The organism is Ochrobactrum teleogrylli, from assembly GCF_037482325.1.
GTDB lineage: Bacteria > Pseudomonadota > Alphaproteobacteria > Rhizobiales > Rhizobiaceae > Brucella > Brucella teleogrylli.
Genome location: NZ_JBBHKQ010000001.1, coordinates 2,126,915 through 2,146,535, shown reverse-complemented (window position 1 = coordinate 2,146,535; position 19,621 = coordinate 2,126,915). Strand labels below are relative to the sequence as shown.

Below are 19,621 nucleotides of genomic sequence, written 5' to 3'. Positions count from 1 at the left end.
TCTGTAGGAATCAGTCTTCGAAGAGTGAGTGAAAGAGTTCCATGCGTTGTCCCTATTGCCAATCTGAAGATACGCAAGTGAAGGATTCCCGTCCTGCGGAGGATGGTGCGGTCATTCGCAGGCGTCGTGTCTGCTCGGTTTGCGGCGGGCGCTTCACCACATTCGAACGTGTCCAGCTTCGCGACCTGATGGTCGTGAAGAAAAGCGGACGCCGTGTGCCTTTCGACCGTGACAAGCTGACCCGCTCCATCGAAGTGGCGCTGCGCAAGCGCGAAGTCGACAGCGAGCGTATCGAACGTGCGATTTCCGGAATTGTTCGCCAGCTTGAAAGCTCGGGGGAGGCGGAGGTGACATCCGACGAGATCGGTCGTCTGGCGATGGATGCGCTGAAGGGGGTGGATGATATTGCCTATATCCGGTTTGCATCGGTCTATCGCAATTTCAGCAAGGCCGTCGATTTCCATAATGTGATCGATGAACTGGCAGCTCCCGATACCGAGGACGATCTGGATAGATAGGCATGACTGCACTGGAATTTCCGCATTCCGACGTAACTTCGGACGATATCCGCTTCATGGAAGCGACAATCCGTTATGCCCGTCGTCACAAGGGGCTGACGGGCACCAATCCATCCGTCGGCACGCTGATCGTCAAGGATGGCGTCATCGTCGGACGCGGCGTGACCGCACTGGGCGGCAGGCCGCATTCCGAGCCGCAGGCGCTTGCCGATGCAGGCGAGGCGGCGCGAGGCGCAACGGCCTATGTGACGCTGGAACCATGCGCCCATCATGGTCGCACGCCGCCTTGCGCTGAAGCGCTGGTGCGTGCCGGTGTGGCCCGCGTTGTCGTCGCGGCCACCGATCCGGATGATCGGGTCAGCGGAAAGGGCTTCGCCATCCTGCGCGAAGCGGGTATTGAAGTGGAGCCGGGCATCCTCGCCGAAAAGGCAGCCGATGATCTCGCTGGCTACCTGAATCGATCTTCCAGGAAACGCCCGGAAGTGATTCTGAAACTTGCACTTTCCGCAGATGGCATGATCGGAAAAAAGGGCGAGGGGCAGGTGCCGATTACCGGCCAGGTGTCGCGCGCCCAATCCCACATCTTACGGTCGCAAACTGATGTTATCCTGATTGGTATCGAAACGGCGCTTGCAGACGATCCGGTTTTGAACTGCCGCCTGCCGGGGCTTGAACAGCGCTCGCCCATCCGCGTCGTGCTCGACAGTGGTTTGCGGTTGCCATTGGCTTCGAAGCTGGTTCAGTCGGCGGATGCGCAGCCGCTTTGGATTGCCTGTGTAGACGATGCATCGCCGGAACGGCGGTACGAACTGAAGGCGGCAGGGTGCCGCATTCTGGCGACCGAGGCGCATGATTGCCGGATTGCCTTGCCGGAATTGATGGACGACCTTGCCGCGCAGGGTATTGGTTCCGTTCTCGTGGAAGGCGGCGCGGGTGTGGCCAAGAGCTTTCTGGAAGAAAAGCTGGTTGACCGCTTGATTACCTTCCGCTCACCGATTGAAATTGGTGCTGCCGATGGGGTTGCCGTCCCCGGTCTTGAAACCCATATCGCAGAAGAATTCAAAATTCTCAGGCAGGCGCGTTTCGGTGACGATGCTTATGCGGAATATGTAAGGAAGTCTTGATGTTTACAGGCATTATTACCGATATCGGCAAGGTTGACCGGATCAAGCCGCTGAATGAAGGCGTGTTGCTGCGTATCGAGACCGTCTACGATCCCGAAACCATCGAGCTTGGCGCATCGATTGCGTGTTCCGGTGTTTGCCTGACCGTCGTTGCGCTGCCGGAAAAGGGCACCAATGCCCGCTGGTTTGAAGTGGAAGCATGGGAAGAAGCCCTGCGCCTGACCACCATCTCCACGTGGGAAAATGGAACCAATATCAATCTGGAACGCTCGCTGAAGCTCGGCGACGAAATGGGCGGGCATCTGGTTTCCGGCCATGTCGATGGACAGGCGGAAATCGTTGCACGCAAGGATGAGGGCGACGCGGTGCGCTTCACCCTGCGTGCGCCGGAAGAACTTGCGCCATTCATCGCCCAGAAGGGTTCGGTCGCGCTCGATGGCACGTCGCTGACGGTCAACGGTGTGAACGGTAATGAATTTGACGTTTTGCTCATCCGCCATTCGCTGGAAGTGACAACATGGGGTCAGCGAAAAGCGGGTGACAAGGTGAATATCGAGATCGACCAGCTCGCACGCTATGCGGCAAGGCTTGCGCAATATCGGAAATAGGCTTACAGCCTAAAATTCCAGGCTGTAAAAGCATATCCCGATTTAAGCGTTGACCGCAGGTCTTGCGGTCCGCAAAATTTGTCATGGAGTTTCTCATGTCCGATCACGAGGCGCGCGCGCCGCATTTGCTTATTGTTGAAGCACGTTTCTACGACGATCTTGCCGATGCACTTCTTGATGGCGCAAAGGCGGCTCTGGACGATGCGGGCGCCACCTATGACGTCGTGACCGTACCGGGCGCGCTGGAAATTCCGGCCACCATTTCCTTTGCCCTCGATGGCGCCGACAATGACGGCACCGAATATGACGGTTATGTCGCGCTGGGCACGGTGATCCGTGGTGAGACCTATCATTTCGACATCGTTGCAAACGAATCCTGCCGTGCGCTGACCGATTTGGCCGTTGAAGAAAGCCTTGCCATCGGCAACGGCATTCTGACCGTCGAGAATGACGAACAGGCATGGGTGCGCGCGCGTCGTGAAGACAAGGACAAGGGCGGTTTTGCTGCCCGCGCCGCACTGACCATGATTGATCTGCGCAAGAAGTTCGGAGCGTGAATATTATGAGTTCTTCCGCAGAAGGTCGCCCGACACCAAACCTGCCGCGTACGGCGAACAAGCGTGGCGTTGCCCGGCTTGCAGCCGTGCAGGCGCTCTACCAGATGGACGTTGCCGGTACGGGCGTGATGGAAGTGGTCGCAGAATACGAAGCCTTCCGCCTCGGCAAGGAAGTGGATGGTACGCAATATCTCGATGCCGATCCGCAATGGTTCCGCGCCATCGTCGCCGGTGTTGTCGACAGCCAGCTCAAGCTTGATCCGATGATCCATCAGGCATTGACCGAGGACTGGCCGCTGTCGCGTCTCGATTCCACGCTGCGCGCGATCCTTCGCGCCGGTGCATGGGAGCTGACCTCGCGCAACGATGTGCCGACCGCCGTGATTGTCTCGGAATATGTCGATATCGCCAAGGCTTTCTACACCGAAGACGAGCCGAAGCTCGTCAATGCCGTGCTCGACCGCCTTGCCTTCGTTATTCGCGGTGAAAGCCGTGGGACCAAGCCGCGCCACTAAGAGCGGTTTTAGAGATTGATAAAAGCAAGAAGGGCTGTGAGAAATCACAGCCCTTCTTTCATTGTATGCTGGCAAAGAACGTCTTGACGTTTGTTAAACCGTTTCGCATGTTGGTCATGCGGCATTGAGAATGACCGACTGCAAGGGAACTTTGTAATTATTTGATTTCAAGGCGTTAAGTTCCTGATGAAACTATACCGTTGAAGCCCGGTACGAAGTGGTGGCTTCAAGCACTTTCCATGCCGCTCTAATCGGCCCGGGGAGGGGTTTTCGGGCCTTCATGCGCATATGCCTGCCGTTAATTGCCGAGTAAACGGATGTTATCTGAGGTCAAGCTGACGGTAGCCGGCGCAAACTCAATAGGAGTTGGCCTTTATGCAAATGGGAGTGGCAGTTTTACTTCTCGTTATTGCCTGCGGCGTGGTTTCCGTTCTTTTCGCCTTCTGGTCGATCCGTTCGATCCTGGCGGCCGATCAGGGAACTCCACGTATGCAGGAAATCGCTGGCGCCATCCGTGAGGGTGCGTCGGCCTATCTCACACGACAATATTCCACGATTGCGATTGTCGGCGTCGTCGTGTTCCTCGCCGCATGGTATTTGCTGTCGTTGAGCGCCGCTATCGGCTTTCTGATCGGCGCAATCCTGTCCGGCGTCACAGGCTTTATCGGGATGCATGTTTCAGTGCGCGCCAATGTGCGCACAGCACAGGCCGCTTCCTTGAGTCTGGCAGGCGGGCTTGAAATGGCTTTCAAGTCCGGTGCCGTTACCGGCCTTCTGGTGGCCGGTCTCGCGCTGCTTGGCGTCTCCGTCTATTATTTCATTCTCACTGTCTGGCTGGGCTATGCGCCTGCCGACCGCACGGTTATCGATGCACTGGTGGCGCTCGGCTTTGGCGCGTCGCTGATTTCGATCTTCGCGCGTCTCGGCGGCGGTATCTTCACCAAGGGTGCGGATGTCGGCGGCGATCTCGTCGGCAAGGTGGAAGCGGGTATTCCGGAAGATGATCCGCGCAATCCAGCAACCATCGCCGATAATGTCGGCGATAATGTCGGCGATTGCGCCGGTATGGCGGCCGATCTGTTCGAAACCTACGCCGTTACCGTGGTCGCCACCATGGTTCTGGGCGCGATCTTCTTCAATGGTTCGGACGTGTTGTCGAGCGTCATGCTCTATCCGCTGATGATCTGCGGAGCCTGCGTGATCACCTCGATAGCAGGTACGTTCTTCGTCAAGCTTGGCGTCAACGGCTCCATCATGGGCGCGCTCTATAAAGGCCTGATCGTGACGGGCCTCTTGTCCATCATCGGGCTTGGCGTTGCCAACACGCTGACGATTGGCTGGGGCGAAATCGGCACTGTGGCCGGAAAGAGCATCACCGGCACCAATCTCTTCATCTGCGGGCTGATCGGTCTCATCGTGACGGGTCTGATCGTGGTGATTACCGAATATTATACAGGCACCAACAAGCGTCCCGTCAATTCCATCGCACAGGCTTCCGTGACGGGGCATGGCACAAATGTCATTCAGGGCCTTGCCGTTTCGCTGGAATCAACCGCCTTGCCTGCCATCGTGATTGTTGGCGGCATCATCAGCACCTATCAGCTTGCTGGTCTCTTCGGCACGGCTATTGCGGTCACGGCCATGCTGGGCATTGCCGGGATGATCGTGGCGCTCGATGCCTTCGGACCGGTGACTGACAACGCTGGTGGTATTGCGGAAATGGCCGGTCTCGACCCGGAAGTGCGCAAGTCCACTGATGCGCTGGATGCGGTCGGCAACACGACCAAGGCCGTGACCAAGGGCTATGCCATCGGTTCAGCGGGCTTGGGCGCTCTGGTGCTGTTCGCAGCCTATTCCAACGACCTTGCTTACTTCGCTGCCAATGGTCAGACCTATCCGTACTTTGCGGATATGGGGCCGGTTTCGTTCGATCTGTCCAACCCCTATGTGGTGGCAGGTCTGATCTTCGGCGGCCTTATCCCTTATCTGTTCGGCGGTATGGCCATGACGGCTGTGGGTCGCGCAGGCGGGGCCGTGGTGCAGGAGGTTCGTCGCCAGTTCAAGGAAAAGCCGGGCATTATGACCGGCAAGGAACGCCCGGATTATGCCCGCGCGGTCGATCTTCTGACCAAAGCGGCAATCCGCGAAATGATCATTCCGTCGCTTCTGCCGGTGCTGGCGCCGCTCGTCGTCTATTTCGGCGTGCTGATGATTTCGGGCTCCAAGGCGGCGGCCTTCGCAGCGCTTGGCGCGTCGCTGCTCGGCGTCATCGTCAATGGGCTGTTCGTGGCCATTTCCATGACCTCCGGTGGGGGTGCATGGGACAATGCCAAGAAGAGCTTCGAAGACGGCTTTACCGACGCCGAGGGCGTGAAGCACCTCAAGGGTTCGGAAGCGCATAAAGCGTCGGTGACGGGCGATACGGTTGGCGATCCGTACAAGGATACTGCCGGTCCCGCGGTCAATCCGGCGATCAAGATCACCAATATCGTGGCGCTTCTGCTGCTTGCAGTGCTGGCGCATATGGCTTGATCCGTTTTCAAATCCCGAAAACAGAAAACCCGCCGAGAGGCGGGTTTTCCTTTGGATAAGATATTGCGGCGATCAGCTGCCGCCCGGTCCGCCTGCTCCCGCTCCGGGCACGGAGGTCGGAGCTTTGGAAACGCCCTGGATAACCTGGCCCAAGAAGGTCTGGTCCTTGCCGCCGGTTGGCGTGGTGCGCGATACGAAATCGAACAGCTTGCCGTCCTGCATGCCGTAATTGGCGATATTCTGAACCTTGCCGTCCTTGTCGAAATAGATTGCGAGAATCTGGCGATCAACCAGCTTCGGCTTCATGAACTGAGCCATGCGATGGCGCTTCTGCGAAATGTAATAGAACACTTCGTTGTCGAAGGTCGCGGTGGTCGACGGCGTGCCAAGCGCCAGCAGCACCTGCTCGCGGCTGGAGCCGACCGGCACCGAATCAAGCGCCTGCTGATCCAGCACATAGCCTTCCGTCAGCGTCTCGGACGGGTTCAGCGTGGACGCGGTGTTGCATCCGGCGAGGGCGGCCGAAAACAGAATTGCCGTACCAGCCAGAAGAGCACGCTGCTTGCGTGCGCCTGTTGATGCGCCGGAACGCACAGTTGAGAAAATCCGCTGCAACAAAGACCTCTCCATAATTCTATTATCAGCGCGGCACTTTCGCCGTCGGGAGAACTTCGGTAAACCACCTTGCTTCTATATGCAACTGGAACGGTCGTACAGGGATGATTCTCCAACTTTTCCGCCGCAAATCGAAGGCCAATGAGGCTATCGTGCTTCGCGTTTACGAGGCGATCGTGGCAGCGGCGCGGCAAAAACGGTTTTATGCACAATTTCATGTGCCGGATACGCCACTTGGCCGGTATGAGATGTTGTCGGTGCATATTTTCCTGACACTGCACCGGATGCGCGGCGACAATCCGGCTCTGATGGCGCTTGCCCAGGAGGTGGCCGACGAGTTTTTCAAGGATGTCGACCACTCGCTGCGCGAATTGGGAATCGGCGATCAGGGTGTTCCAAAACGCATGAAAAAACTTGCCCGCATGTTTTATGGCCGGGTCGCCACCTACGGCGCGGCGCTAGACACCGACGATGCGGAAGCGCTAGCAGCCGCGCTGACGCGAAATATTCGGCCTGATCTGGAATTTTGGCCACAAGCTCGCCATTTAGGCGAATATGTTCTGCGTTGTCGCGACCGGCTGCGCGCAATCGACGACAGCACTCTGGTGGCTGGCGAGATTTCCTTTATGGATGCCGAAGATCCAGCGCTGGCGCTGACGCATGATAATACTGAAGAGGCAAAACAAAATGACTGACAAGCCGGCGCTGACCTATCCCGTTCCGGTTCTGCACCTGCCCCAGAAGGGCGTGACAGTGACAATCGGCACCGATGAGAAAGAACGCGCCGCGCTTGCCGCCAGCCATGCGCTTGAGGCGGTGAACGCGTTCTCGGCTGAATTTCTGCTGACGCCGTGGAAAAAAGACGGCATTCGTGTGCGCGGTCGCATCGATGCGGAAATCGTGCAGGCTTGTGTCACCACGCTGGAGCCGCTGACCAATGTGATTGCGGAAGAAGTCGATACGATCTTCGTGCCGGAAAATTCGCGTCTGGCCCGCGTTCAACTCGACGAAAGCGGTGAAATGATGCTGGATGCAGACGGTGCCGATAGCCCGGAAACCTTTGTTGGCGACCGGATTGATGTGGGCGCGGTTGCCGAAGAGTTCTTCGAACTGGCTATCGATCCTTATCCGCGCAAACCCGGTTTGCCTGACGAAGCAGAACCTCAGGTCTTTGGCGATGCCGGTGATGAGGGTGACAAGCCTGTTTCGCCCTTTGCAAAGCTGTCGGAATGGCGCGACAAGTCGTAATTGACGGTGATTTGCGCCGCGTTTGACAGAATATTGTTGTACGGTAACGCAAAACCACTATTTTCGCCGAAAGCCCTGTCGCGCCCCGAGCGCGGCCCGGGAGCAGGGGGCGAGCAGGGATCGAACAGGAATAATCAAGAGTGGTAAAAATATCGATTGACGCGATGGGCGGTGATTTCGGTCCTGAAGTGGTCGTCCCCGGCGCGGCAAAGGCGCTTGAGCGCCACCCCGACATGCGTTTTATCTTTTTCGGTCTGGCCGGACAGGTTGAACCGGTGCTGGCGCGCTTTCCGAAGTTGCAGGCCGCATCCGAGTTTCGTGCCTGCGAAGTCGCCATCGGTATGGACGACAAGCCAAGCCAGGCGCTGCGCAACGGGCGCGGCAAGTCCACGATGTGGAAGGCCATTGAAGCGGTGAAGACGGGTGAAGCCGATGCCTGCGTTTCCGCGGGCAATACCGGTGCACTCATGGCCATGTCGAAATTCTGCCTGCGCATGATGTCGGATGTCGAACGTCCGGCGCTTGCGGGCATCTGGCCGACGCTGCGCGGTGAAAGCATCGTGCTGGACGTTGGCGCGACGATTGGGGCCGATGCGCGTCAGCTGGTCGATTACGCCGTCATGGGCGCTGGCATGGCGCGGGCGCTGTTTGAAGTGCGCAAGCCGACGGTCGGCCTGCTGAATGTGGGCACGGAAGAGGTCAAGGGCCTCGATGAAATCAAGGAAGCCGGGCAGATCCTGCGCGATACGCCGCTGGATGGTCTGCAATATTCCGGCTTCGTGGAAGGCAACGACATTGGCAAAGGTAGCGTCGATGTCGTGGTGACCGAAGGCTTCACCGGCAATATCGCTCTGAAGGCCGCTGAAGGCACGGCGCGTCAGATGGCGACATTGCTCCGTCAGGCCATGAGCCGCACTTTGCTGGCCAAGATCGGCTATGTCTTTGCCAAGGGCGCTTTTGATCGCCTTCGCGAAAAGATGGACCCGAACAAGGTCAATGGCGGCGTGTTCCTTGGCTTGAGTGGCATCGTCATCAAGAGCCATGGCGGCGCGAGCGCCGAAGGCTTCTGCTCGGCGGTCGAAGTGGGCTACGACATGGTGCGCAATCGTCTTCTACAGAAGATTGAAGCCGATCTGGCGCATTTTCACCACAGTCACCCGCATGTTTCGTCCAGTGAAGGCGGCGAAGCGGCCAGGTAATTATTTGCCCTGAACGGGCGCGGATTTCGACGGTGCGGGCAATAGCCCCGTTCCGTTCGCTTATGAGGACAGGAATAAAAAATGATACGATCTGTCGTGCGGGGTATCGGTTCGGCATTGCCGAAGCGGGTCATGAAGAACACCGATTTTGAGGGTGTCATAGAGACCTCGGACGAATGGATCGTGCAGCGCACGGGCATTCGCCAACGCCATATCGCGGGTGAGGGCGAAACCACGGTTTCGCTGGGTGCAGCCGCCGCGCGCGCGGCCATCGAAAATGCAGGCCTGCAGCCATCCGATATCGACCTTGTGCTGGTCGCCACATCGACGCCGAACAACACGTTCCCGGCGAGTGCGGTAGAAATCCAGCGTGAGCTTGGCATTACCTCCGGTTTCGCTTTCGACATGCAGGCCGTTTGCAGCGGCTTCATCTATGCGATCACCACCGCCGACCTTTATATTCGCGGCGGCATGGCCGAGCGCGTTTTGGTCATTGGTGCGGAAACCTTCTCGCGCATTCTCGACTGGACCGACCGCACAACCTGCGTTCTGTTTGGCGATGGCGCTGGCGCTGTTGTGCTGGAAGCTGCCGAAGGCAAGGGCCTGACCTCGGACCGTGGCGTTCTGGCTGCAAATCTGCGCTCGGACGGCAACCACAAGGAAAAGCTCTATGTCGATGGCGGCCCTTCGACGACGCAGACCGTCGGCCACCTGCGCATGGAAGGCCGTGAGGTCTTCAAGCACGCTGTCGGCATGATCACCGACGTTATCGAAGCTTCCTTCGCGGAAACGGGCCTTACGGCAGACGATATCGACTGGTTTGTGCCGCATCAGGCCAATAAGCGCATCATCGACGCGTCGGCCAAGAAACTGAATATCGCCGAGAACAAGGTGGTCATCACCGTTGACCGCCACGGCAACACCTCGGCGGCATCGGTGCCGCTGGCGCTGGCCACAGCCGTTGCCGACGGCCGGATCAAGAAGGGCGATCTGGTTCTTCTCGAAGCCATGGGCGGCGGATTTACCTGGGGTGCGGTTTTGCTGCGCTGGTAAGCCAATCGCCGCAAAACAGGCGCGTCGGGTCACGTTCGGAATCGGATCGGAAAAGAAAAGCAACAAAATTGATCCACCGCGAGGGAACTCGCGGCTTGACCGAGCCGCTTTTATTTGTGTAACGTCCTGTCACGTAAGGATATTATCTGTTCAAACGCTAACCAGGTGGGTTCGGTTATGGGAGGTAAAACGGTCACGCGGGCTGATCTGGCAGAGGCTGTTTACCGGAAGGTCGGTCTTTCCAGAACGGAGTCGGCGGCTTTGGTCGAGATGATTCTCGATGAGGTCTGTGACGCAATCGTCAATGGCGAAACAGTGAAGCTGTCGTCATTTGCCACTTTTCAGGTCCGCGACAAGAACGAACGTATCGGTCGCAATCCGAAGACCGGCGAAGAAGTACCAATTCTTCCGCGACGCGTGATGACCTTCAAGGCTTCCAATGTTCTCAAGCAGCGCATTCTGCAGGAACATCAGAAGCGCGAAACCAAGAGCAAATAATCCAAATCGATGCCGCCCCAGTTCCTTCGGGCGGCATTTGTTTTTCCCGATCAGGTGGCAAAAGCGGCGGCTTGCGCGTTCTGGCGCAGCGCGATGATGGCTTTTGCGCTGCCGTCGTGATCCATCTCACATCGCGGAACAGGGCCTGCTTCGCCGGAAGGCGGTGGTGTCTCGCCCCATGTGCCCCCGCTGTTCCTCTGTCAAAAGCTGGCTGTTGAGCGTCATCCATGTGAAGGGATGCGCATAAAGCTCTGATATTATATAATGGAGATAGTGGAACGAATCATTTCGCTAATATTCGAATCCGGGAGCGCACAGGCTTTTCGGAAAGAGTTTCAGCGTGAAACGCCTCGGGTTTCAATCGGCGTTCGGACAGTATAAGTAGGCCACGGTTTTTGAAAACTGGTGGCATTCCGCCTTATTGTCACTGTCCGTGTATCGTGCGGACCGCAAGTGGATTTCAAAGCCTATACGGATCGCTCGGTGAGCGGGCCGTTGCTGCTGGAAAGGGCAGGTGGATGGACAAGAGCCCTGATGCATTCAGGACGATCAGTGAGGTTGCGGAGGATCTTGATCTTCCCCAGCATGTGCTGCGTTTCTGGGAAACGCGCTTTACACAGATCAAGCCGATGAAGCGTGGCGGCGGTCGCCGCTATTATCGTCCCATCGATGTTGAGCTGCTTAAGGGCATTCGCCATCTGCTCTACGATCAAGGCTATACGATCAAGGGCGTGCAGCGTCTGCTACGCGAAAACAATCCGCAGTTTATCATTGCTCTGGGCAATGGCGATGTGCAGGCCATTGAAGTCATCTCGCGCCAGAAGCAGGCTGCGGCTGACAAGCGTGCAGCGGAAGAAGCTGCCGACAATGAAATGGCCTTGCCGAGTGGCATCAAGGCGCCGCAGCCGTCACGCAAGCTGTTCGGCTTGCTGAAAGGCGAGGATGACGGCCCGATCGGCGCGGACGGTAAGCGTCCGTCGAAGGACAACCGCTCGCTTTTGCAGGAAGCGCTTTTCGATCTTCTGGAATGCAAGCGATTGCTGGATCAGGTTCGCTAGGATCGACAAAAGGGGGGCCGTAGCCTCCCTTTTTTATATCGTCAACTCGACGAGAGTTTCAGGCCAATGATGCCCGCGAGAATGAGCATAACGCTTGCAACGCGGAAGAAACTTGCGGTTTCCCCGAGAATGAAGATGCCGACTACGAAAGCGCCAACTGCGCCGATGCCGGTCCAGATCGCATAGGCCGTGCCGAGCGGCAGGCTGCGCATGGCGATGGAAAGCAGCAGGAAGCTGCCGATCATCGTGACCAGTGTGATGATGCTGGGTGTCAGAAGAGAGAAGCCTTCCGACTTTTTCATGAAGAATGCCCAGACGACCTCAAGAATGCCGGCGATAGCCAGATAGACCCATGCCATTTGTATGCTCCATTTTTGGAAATGGGTAAAATCAAAGACTTAAACTGTTTCGATGAATCAGTTTCTCAAAGTCCCGGTGTGGTTGGTGTCCCAAGCAAAAAAACGTGCGAACCGCCAAGGCTGGCCAATTGGCCGCCAGTGTTTCTAGACCTGACGATGTGCTTGATGCTGGTTGGTTCGATTGGCCGTAACATAGGATGCTCCTATGGGGCCGTCCCCTATGCAAACAGTGGCGCGGGTCGTCCCGCGCGCCAGATAGATAGTGTCTCGCTGGTGCTGTGGCAAGATGCATGACGAAATTGCTGCCAACATTAACTTGATTGCTTCTGTCGTGGATCGGCTGTTGTTTTCGTTTATCCTGTCATTCTTACTCACAATTATGCCAGGAGATCGATCAATGACCATCTCAAGACGTAATTTCATTGTTGCAGCATCTGCTGCCGGTGCGGGGATGGCGCTTTCGCCGTTGGCCCTTGCCCAAGCAGCAGCCGAAACGGGCAGTTCAAACGTGCAAAAACCGTCGCAAGTTGAAAATCCGGGTTTCCATCTCTTCCAGCTCGGTGAATTTGAAATCACCACATTGTCTGATGGACGCCGGGCAGGCGAGGCGCCTGAAAAAACCTATGCGATCAATCAGGACCCGAAGGAAGTCGCTGCGCTGCTTGAAACGAACATGCTGCCTGCCGACCGATTTGTGAACAGCTTTACGCCGGTGCTGATCAACACTGGCAAGGACCTCGTCCTATTCGACACGGGCATGGGTGCCGGTGCGCGCGCAAACGGGCAGGGCAAACTTGTCAGTGCGCTGGAAGCATCAGGCTATAAGGCCTCTGACGTTTCGCTCGTCGTGCTCAGCCATTTTCATGGCGACCACATTGGCGGCCTTATGGAAGACGGTAAGCCTGCCTTCGCCAATGCCCGTTATGCAGCCGGACAAAAGGAGTTCGATTTCTGGACCGACCCCGCACGACTGGATAGTCCGATGAAGGGTGGTGCCGAGCTTGTCGGCAAGAATGTGAAACCGCTGGCCGAGAAGATCACCTTTCTGGAAGACAACAGCGAAGTCGTCTCAGGCATTCATGCTTTGGCGGCTTTCGGGCACACGCCTGGCCACCTGATATTCCGCGTCGAATCCGGCGGCAAGCAGCTGATGCTGATCTCGGACACCGCCAATCATTTTGTCATCACGTTGCAGCGGCCCGACTGGCACGTGGCTTTCGATGTGGACAAGGAGGCCGCCGTCGCGACGCGCAAGCGCGTCTTCGACATGCTGGCGACCGAGCGCCTGCCTTTCATCGGATATCATATGCCTTTCCCGGCAGTGGCTTATCTGGAGAAGGACGGCGCGGGCTACCGCTATGTTCCAGAGTCGTATCAGCTCCGGGACATGTAATCCCGGTCAGCGCCCACCTGCGACCTCGATGAACGAGCCGGTTGTGTAGCCGGGGGCGTCGTTGAGCAACCAATAGATTGCTTCCGCGACTTCCTCGGCTTTTCCTGCGCGTCCCATCGGGGTTCCGGCACCGAGCGTTTTGGCCCGGTCGGGATTGCCGCCGCTCGCGTGGATTTCCGTTTCGATCAAACCGGGGCGAACCGCATTGACCCGGATGCCTTTCGGCGCGAGCTCCCGCGACAGGCCGATGGTCAACGTGTCGAGTGCGCCTTTGGCACCTGCATAATCCACATATTCGAACGGTGAGCCGAGCTTTGCCGCCATAGAGGAAACGATGACGATGGAACCGCCCGGTTGAACGCGGCGCGCTGCTTCGCGTGCGCAGAGATAGGTGCCGTAGACATTGACATCGAACATGGTGCGCAGACGTTCCGCGCTCATCTCGGCGAGCGGCATCGTCTGCGCGACGATACCGGCATTCAAAACAACGCCTTGCAGCTTGCCCAATTCCTGTTCCGCGCGGTCGTAAATGGAAATAACGTCTTCTTCGTGTGAAATATCGCCTTGCAGCGCAATGGCTTTGGCGCCTGCACGTTTCAGACCGTCGGTAGTTTCCGCTGCTGCCGAGGTGTTTCCGGCGTAATTGAGGGCGATGGACCAACCGTCCGCGGCGCAACGCAATGCCGTTGCTCTGCCAATGCCACGGCTACCGCCGGTTATCAGGACGTTTTTCAAGCTCGAACTCCTCCGCATGATTTATGGTGGAGTTAAACCAGTTTTTCGCTCTCCGCAAAGCGGAGATTGTGCAGAAAAAACAATATGGGGAAGAAAATGGTCGGAGCGGCGGGATTCGAACCCACGACCCCTTGACCCCCAGTCAAGTGCGCTACCGGGCTGCGCTACGCTCCGAGCCGGGGAAAGCCTTAGAATGCAAAGGTATTTTCCGCAAGCCCTAAAAGTGGCAAAAAGGCAAAATGCGCACAATTGATATCTGGAAAACTACCAGTACCGCTTAAGTCCGCGGGGCGAACAGGATGATGCAGGTGCCTGCCAGAGCCACGCAGGCTCCGGTGATATCCCAGCGATCCGGCTTTGCGCCTTCGGCAATCCATATCCATAAAATGGAGGCGACAATGTAGATGCCGCCATAGGCCGCATAGGCGCGGCCCGCCGTATCGCTCTCGATCAGTGTCAGGCAGTAGGCGAAGAGCGCCAGCGACGCCATACCGGGAATGAGCCAGAGCGGCGATTTATCGAGTTTCAGCCACGCCCAGAAAGCAAAACAACCGGCGATTTCGCAGATTGCGGCGGCGGCATAGGTGATGAACTGCAAGTGGGCTCCTATGCTTGTGCTGGCTGGCGGACGACGGGCCGGGAATTTTGACGCCGGTATTTATATTCAAGCCCGGCGCAACCCCAGATGATCCCGAACAGCAGATAGAAATGCCGCCAATGATCGGTGTCGATGACATTGCCGATCAGCACATGCCCCAGATAGGTCGCATAAGCGCAGAGCAGATAAGGCTGCCACGGCCTGTTGCGGAAAAGCTGGCGAAAGCCGATGCCAAGCGTCATGAATGTCAGCGTGACGAAAGCCACAAAGCCGACCCAGCCATAATCGAGCGCGGCTTTGAGCCAGTTGTTATGCGTGTCTTCGCCGAACATCGGACCGAACTCCAGCGGGCCGATGCCGAGCGGATGCTGGGTGGCAAGCACCATGCCATACCAGTGGCGGGCAAAGCGCCCCATACGATCCGCGTCATAGCTTTGTTCGAGTTGCGCGCGCTGCAGAAAGAAATCGCCGATGCCGGGGATTTCGATGAGGATCAGCAGCCCGATCACCACAGCGGCAACCGCCAGCAAGGACAGCACGATGAGGCGCAGGCGAAAGCGGTTATTGTTGGTTTGTAGGAACAGGGTAAGCAGGATTACCATGCAGGCGAGGGGCACCATCGCCCAGGCTGCGCGCGAAAACGAGAACAGCACGCCGAGCGTCAGGATGGCGGCAGCAGGCAGATAGACCAGCATGTCGCGCGCACGTCCGGTGAGGATGCGGTAGACCGTCCAACTCAACGGCAGAATGAGAAACGGGCCGAACACGTTCGGGTCCTGAAACGCGCCTTTGGCACGCCCGTAGCGCGTGAAGAGATCGGCACCGGGGAATAGACTGAGATAGCCCGCAATACCGAGAAAGGCGGCGATCAGGCCGACAAACAGATAGGCCTTGAAGATCGTTTGCAGCCGCCGGTAATCCATCTCGATCATTGCGGCAAAGAAAACCGAAGTGAAGGCGAGGAACAGCGAAACGGCGATATAAAGCGGCGCGTTTTTGAGGTCGGCCATCTGTAAGGTCGAAAGGACCCCGCCAAAGTTGAAGACCGCGAGGATAGCCAGCAGAACGAGGTTGGTTCGGCTCAGGCGAAGTCCGAACAGCAGCGCAATAGCAATCAGCCCCGCCATATAAACTTCATAAGGCGCAGGTTCGCTCAGCACGAAACCCAGCAGAAACACGCCCAACCCAACTGCGAAGTTGACGATCAGGCGGTTCAGCGCCCGGCGTTGATGCTCCGTCGCGCCCCGGGGGGGCGCTGAATTGCGCATCGGCGCAACTATGGGCACTGCCTGGCTCAATAAGCGTTTTCCGTGTTGAGAAGGCGAATGGGTGTCAGGAAGAGAATCTTGAGATCAAACCAGAGCGACCAGTTTTCGATGTAATAAAGGTCGTATTCGGTGCGCATCATGATCTTCTCTTCATTGTCGATCTCGCCGCGCCAGCCATTGATCTGGGCCCAGCCGGTTACGCCCGGCTTGACGCGGTGGCGTGCGAAATAGCCATCGACCACTTCATTATAGAGAAGATTGTTGGAATGTGCCGCCACGGCGTGCGGGCGCGGGCCGACCAGCGACAGCGACCCGGCGACGACGTTGAAGAACTGCGGCAGTTCGTCGATGGATGTCTTGCGGATGAAGCGTCCGACGCGGGTAACGCGCGGATCGTTTTTCGTCACCGCATTGCGCGCCGTCGGGTCACATTGCTCGGTATACATCGAGCGGAACTTCCAGACGTTGATGACTTCATTGTTGAAGCCATGGCGCTTCTGCTTGAAGAAAACCGGCCCCTTGCTGTCGAGCTTGATGGCGATAGCAGCGCCAATCATGATCGGCGACAGCACCACAATGCCAACGAGACTGAAGGCGATGTCGAAAATACGCTTGGCGACCGAATCCCAGTCGTTGATCGGCTTGTCGAAAATATCCAGCATCGGCACCGAGCCGACATAGGAATAAGAGCGTGGACGGAAGCGCAGGTGATTGTTGAGCGCGGACAGACGAATATCGACGGGCAGCACCCAGAGCTTCTTGAGAAGGGCGAGGACACGCGCTTCCGCGCTGATCGGCAGCGACACGATTAGCAGATCGATATGCGCGATGCGCGCAAATTCGATCAGTTCGTTGATATTGCCGAGCTTGGGATAACCGGCGACCACGGGCGGCGAGCGCTTGTCGTCGCGGTCGTCGAAAATACCGCAAATACGGATATCGTTATCGGGCTGCTGCTCAAGAGAGCGGATCAGCGCTTCGGCATTGGGGCCGCCGCCAACGATCACGGCGCGGCGTTCCATAGTGCCATTGCGTGCCCAGCGGCGGATTTTCCAGGCAATGAAAAGGCGGGATATCAGAATGACGGCGATGGTGCTGACGGCCCAGATGAGGAACCAGCCGCGCGAGAAATGCGCCGAGACCTTGAAGAGAAAGCCAACCAGTGCAAGCGTGCCGAGCGTTGCCGCCCAACTGATGATCAGCCGCCGCAAATGGTGGGTGGGACTTCTGAGGATGTTGACCTGATAGCCGTCGTTGATTTCCATCAGGGCGACATAAAGAACGCCGCCAGCGATGACGATCAGCGGGTAATAGAGCAGATAATCGCTTTGAAGCCCGACATAATAGCCAAGGCTTAATATGCCCATCAGAAAGATGAGGCCGAACTCAACCAGACGCACGACGCCGCTGAGCATGAGCGGCGAAAACGTGTCCCGCTGATATTGCGCGGCTATGCTGCGCGCCAGAGGGCTGAGTTCCACCGGTTCTTGCGGCTTCGAATCCTGCTTGGCGCTGGCTTCAATCGCCTTGCGTCCGAATGGAGAAAAAGCATCATTGTCCCGCACGATAATGTCTCGCTTATCAGTTTACAGGAGGATGTGTACCGTCAGATTCCTAAGAAATCTCTGAAACACGCAGGTATCGGACCTGCTGAATACTCAAGAATGTGTTTCACGGTAAATCAATTCTATAGAATGAGCCATGGACTGCACGCTGAAACGTTCACGAAGTCGTGAATTTTCGGGCATTTGCACATCGAAATCGCCGTTGTCGGCTCTGAGTTCAAGGATTTTGGCGACCAGCGCTTCCACGGTCGGCTCGAACAGGGCGGGAGATGCGGGGCCGAATATCTCTGGAATACCGCCGACGCGGCTGGCGATGACGGTTTTTCCGGCAGCGAGCGCTTCCAGCACGATATAGGGAAAAGCCTCCGCACGGGAAGGAACCACCATCAGGCGGCCAAGGGCAAACGCATCGCGCGCCGCCATGCCAGGCAGAAAGCGAATTTGTGCGCCAAGGGCAAGTTCGCTTGCAAGTGCCGTAAAGGTCGGCTTTTCAGCGCCATCGCCGACCATGGTGGCGCTGAGCGGCAGGTCGTGCTGATCACGCAGCTCTGCGATGGCGCGGATCAGGATATCCGGGCCTTTCAGATCGCGCATCGTGCCGACGAACAGAAGGTCGCTGGCATCGGGCGCGTCGGGAACGGGAATGAATTCGTCATCGACCAGGCCGTTATAGACCACCGCATGGAGGCCATAAGGCCGTCCGACCTTTTCCTCATAGGTTCGTTTCTCGAAGTTGGAAACGAACATGACCGCATCGGTCATCGGGGCGAGAAGTCGCTCGACCAGAAAGACAGCGCCGCCGCGGCGTGTCTTCTGGTCGAAATGCAGGCTTCCGCCATGCGGTGAATAGATACGGGCTACGCGAGACCTAAAAACCCGTAGAACAGAGCCGAACAATCGGGCATAGACGCCGCCTTTGGCGCCATGTCCGTGCAAAATGTCCGGCCGCAATGTCTTGACAACACGGTATGCTTTGAACGCTGCCGCTGCGTCGCCGATACCAATATGGCGTTGCATGGCAATTCGATGCAGGCCCAGCGCGAGCTTGGGCCGCAATTCTTCTAGAAGCGCATCCTCTCTAGGACCGCCTGTTGTTGCGTCGCAGACGAGCCCGACAAGGTGACCTTTTTCCGCCTGTACGCCGACCAGATCGCGGACATGGCGGAATAATCCGCCAGTGGGCTCGCGAAAGCAGTGGACGATACGCAGAGGGGAAACGGTGTTGTCATCAGCCATCAATCGCCATCAGAACAGACGTTCGCGGACATAAATCGTATCGCCGGGCAGGATCGGATCGGAGATCAGAACCCGGCCTGTCAGCACCTTGCCATTGAACTGGCGGGTGATATCGGCATTCTCCTGATTGGCGCGCGGGCTGAAACCGCCTGCGGCTGCAATGGCTTTTTGCACCGTCATGCCCGGCACATAGGAATATTGCCCGGCCGCGCCCACTTCGCCCATGACGAAGATCGGGCGATAGCGGTCGATTTCCACGCTGACATCCGGGTCGCGCAGATAACCGCCGCGCAGTTTCGATGCGATCAGGCCTTCAAGCTGCTTTGCGGTCTTGCCGCGCGCTGGAATGCTGCCGACAAGCGGGAAAGCCACGTAGCCTGCCTGATCCACGCTATAGGTGTTGGTCAGGCTTGCCTGTTCGAAAACGGTGATGCGCACGCGGTCGCCCGCATCCAGCATATAGGGCTGGTTCAACGCTTCGTGAAAAGCCGGCGGTGCAGGGCGGTAGCTCGTGCAGGCGGATGACAGCGTCATCGCCGCAAGACCGAGCGCCGTGAGCAAAGCACGGCCTGTGCGCTTGTTGTGAATTGTCTTCGCCATCATGTCTCGCCTCGGTATCCCCGAAAAGCATCACCCGCATTTATGGAAACTGACCGGTGCCGAAGCGCGATCAGATGAATTCCTGTCACTGCGTTATCGATTGATTAGGGTTAATGGCTGGTAAAGATGTGCGGCGATGGTCAAAAAACTTTCCAGAAGAGGGCGACAGAGTAACGAGAGCATTTAAGCACTTTGAAATATATAGAAAACGATCCTGCGTGGTTTTGTCAGCGCTGCCCCATGAAGAACGCAGAAAGTCGAGTGCTTAACTCTATGGTTACCTTAAGCGTTTACTTTTCCGGCCGGAAATGGGTATGCGGCCTGGATGGAATGACGATTGTC

The 19,621-nt window shown here is 57.4% G+C and carries 21 protein-coding genes and 1 tRNA gene; 13 read left to right on the top strand and 9 right to left on the bottom strand.

Annotated features, from left to right (window positions below; genetic code table 11):
- Window positions 1-41 precede the first annotated feature (41 nt).
- The 6 genes from nrdR to WIX40_RS10045 all read left to right on the top strand — a co-directional run bounded on the left by nrdR (window position 42) and on the right by WIX40_RS10045 (window position 5,854).
- Window positions 42-518, top strand: a complete 477-nt coding sequence (gene nrdR / locus WIX40_RS10070) for a transcriptional regulator NrdR (RefSeq protein WP_109368729.1) — start codon at window positions 42-44, stop codon at window positions 516-518.
- Window positions 519-520: 2 nt separating this feature from the next.
- On the top strand, window positions 521-1,642 hold the full coding sequence (gene ribD, locus WIX40_RS10065) for a bifunctional diaminohydroxyphosphoribosylaminopyrimidine deaminase/5-amino-6-(5-phosphoribosylamino)uracil reductase RibD (protein WP_339439838.1): 1,122 nt from the start codon (window positions 521-523) through the stop codon (window positions 1,640-1,642).
- Window positions 1,642-2,250 carry a riboflavin synthase gene (locus WIX40_RS10060; RefSeq protein WP_109368731.1) on the top strand — a complete coding sequence of 203 codons (609 nt, stop codon included), beginning with the start codon at window positions 1,642-1,644 and terminating at the stop codon, window positions 2,248-2,250. Before ribD ends, WIX40_RS10060 begins: the two co-directional genes overlap by 1 nt.
- A gap of 95 nt (window positions 2,251-2,345) precedes the next feature.
- Complete coding sequence (locus WIX40_RS10055) at window positions 2,346-2,807, top strand: 6,7-dimethyl-8-ribityllumazine synthase (RefSeq protein ID WP_109370205.1); 462 nt, start codon at window positions 2,346-2,348, stop codon at window positions 2,805-2,807.
- A gap of 5 nt (window positions 2,808-2,812) precedes the next feature.
- The gene (nusB, locus tag WIX40_RS10050; RefSeq protein WP_109368732.1) at window positions 2,813-3,322 is read left to right on the top strand and encodes a transcription antitermination factor NusB; all 510 of its coding nucleotides are present in this window, start codon (window positions 2,813-2,815) and stop codon (window positions 3,320-3,322) included.
- Window positions 3,323-3,697: 375 nt separating this feature from the next.
- A complete protein-coding gene (locus WIX40_RS10045; RefSeq protein ID WP_109368733.1) occupies window positions 3,698-5,854 on the top strand; it encodes a sodium-translocating pyrophosphatase in 2,157 nt (718 codons plus the stop codon).
- Window positions 5,855-5,926: 72 nt separating this feature from the next.
- On the opposite strand, the gene WIX40_RS10040 is transcribed toward WIX40_RS10045, so the two are convergent.
- The gene (locus WIX40_RS10040; RefSeq protein ID WP_109368734.1) at window positions 5,927-6,484 is read right to left on the bottom strand and encodes an outer membrane protein assembly factor BamE; all 558 of its coding nucleotides are present in this window, start codon (window positions 6,482-6,484) and stop codon (window positions 5,927-5,929) included.
- A gap of 89 nt (window positions 6,485-6,573) precedes the next feature.
- Between WIX40_RS10040 and WIX40_RS10035 the strand changes: the two genes are divergently transcribed.
- From WIX40_RS10035 to WIX40_RS10010, 6 genes are all read left to right on the top strand, one after another.
- Window positions 6,574-7,164 carry a ubiquinol-cytochrome C chaperone family protein gene (locus WIX40_RS10035; protein WP_109368735.1) on the top strand — a complete coding sequence of 197 codons (591 nt, stop codon included), beginning with the start codon at window positions 6,574-6,576 and terminating at the stop codon, window positions 7,162-7,164.
- Entirely contained in the window at window positions 7,157-7,717 is a 561-nt protein-coding gene (locus WIX40_RS10030) for a YceD family protein (RefSeq protein WP_121535733.1), read from the top strand. The genes WIX40_RS10035 and WIX40_RS10030 overlap by 8 nt, the downstream gene beginning before the upstream one ends.
- A gap of 140 nt (window positions 7,718-7,857) precedes the next feature.
- Entirely contained in the window at window positions 7,858-8,916 is a 1,059-nt protein-coding gene (plsX, locus tag WIX40_RS10025) for a phosphate acyltransferase PlsX (RefSeq protein WP_109368737.1), read from the top strand.
- 81 nt (window positions 8,917-8,997) lie between these two features.
- On the top strand, window positions 8,998-9,969 hold the full coding sequence (locus WIX40_RS10020; protein WP_121535736.1) for a beta-ketoacyl-ACP synthase III: 972 nt from the start codon (window positions 8,998-9,000) through the stop codon (window positions 9,967-9,969).
- 177 nt (window positions 9,970-10,146) lie between these two features.
- Complete coding sequence (locus WIX40_RS10015; RefSeq protein ID WP_078340512.1) at window positions 10,147-10,467, top strand: integration host factor subunit alpha; 321 nt, start codon at window positions 10,147-10,149, stop codon at window positions 10,465-10,467.
- A 518-nt stretch (window positions 10,468-10,985) separates the two neighbouring features.
- Window positions 10,986-11,525, top strand: a complete 540-nt coding sequence (locus WIX40_RS10010; RefSeq protein WP_109368739.1) for a MerR family transcriptional regulator — start codon at window positions 10,986-10,988, stop codon at window positions 11,523-11,525.
- A 41-nt stretch (window positions 11,526-11,566) separates the two neighbouring features.
- Here the strand turns inward: WIX40_RS10010 and sugE are convergent, their stop codons facing one another.
- Window positions 11,567-11,884, bottom strand: a complete 318-nt coding sequence (gene sugE / locus WIX40_RS10005; protein WP_109368740.1) for a quaternary ammonium compound efflux SMR transporter SugE — start codon at window positions 11,882-11,884, stop codon at window positions 11,567-11,569.
- A gap of 397 nt (window positions 11,885-12,281) precedes the next feature.
- Here sugE and WIX40_RS10000 point away from each other — a divergent pair, with 397 nt between their 5' ends.
- On the top strand, window positions 12,282-13,277 hold the full coding sequence (locus WIX40_RS10000) for an MBL fold metallo-hydrolase (RefSeq protein ID WP_339439837.1): 996 nt from the start codon (window positions 12,282-12,284) through the stop codon (window positions 13,275-13,277).
- Between the two features lie 6 nt (window positions 13,278-13,283).
- Here WIX40_RS10000 and WIX40_RS09995 read toward each other — a convergent pair whose 3' ends face one another.
- From WIX40_RS09995 to WIX40_RS09965, 7 genes are all read right to left on the bottom strand, one after another.
- Entirely contained in the window at window positions 13,284-14,012 is a 729-nt protein-coding gene (locus tag WIX40_RS09995) for an SDR family oxidoreductase (RefSeq protein ID WP_140024793.1), read from the bottom strand.
- A 97-nt stretch (window positions 14,013-14,109) separates the two neighbouring features.
- A tRNA-Pro gene (locus WIX40_RS09990) sits at window positions 14,110-14,186 on the bottom strand.
- Window positions 14,187-14,289: 103 nt separating this feature from the next.
- Entirely contained in the window at window positions 14,290-14,610 is a 321-nt protein-coding gene (locus WIX40_RS09985) for a YnfA family protein (protein ID WP_109368742.1), read from the bottom strand.
- 8 nt (window positions 14,611-14,618) lie between these two features.
- Window positions 14,619-15,878, bottom strand: coding sequence for an O-antigen ligase family protein (locus WIX40_RS09980; protein ID WP_109370206.1), 1,260 nt, complete (start codon window positions 15,876-15,878; stop codon window positions 14,619-14,621).
- Window positions 15,879-15,904: 26 nt separating this feature from the next.
- Window positions 15,905-17,443, bottom strand: coding sequence for an undecaprenyl-phosphate glucose phosphotransferase (locus WIX40_RS09975; RefSeq protein ID WP_140024791.1), 1,539 nt, complete (start codon window positions 17,441-17,443; stop codon window positions 15,905-15,907).
- A gap of 93 nt (window positions 17,444-17,536) precedes the next feature.
- Window positions 17,537-18,679 (bottom strand): glycosyltransferase, encoded by a 1,143-nt coding sequence (locus tag WIX40_RS09970; protein ID WP_339439836.1) that lies wholly within the window; start codon window positions 18,677-18,679, stop codon window positions 17,537-17,539.
- 9 nt (window positions 18,680-18,688) lie between these two features.
- Entirely contained in the window at window positions 18,689-19,279 is a 591-nt protein-coding gene (locus WIX40_RS09965) for a polysaccharide biosynthesis/export family protein (protein ID WP_371830778.1), read from the bottom strand.
- Between the last annotated feature and the right edge of the window lie 342 nt (window positions 19,280-19,621).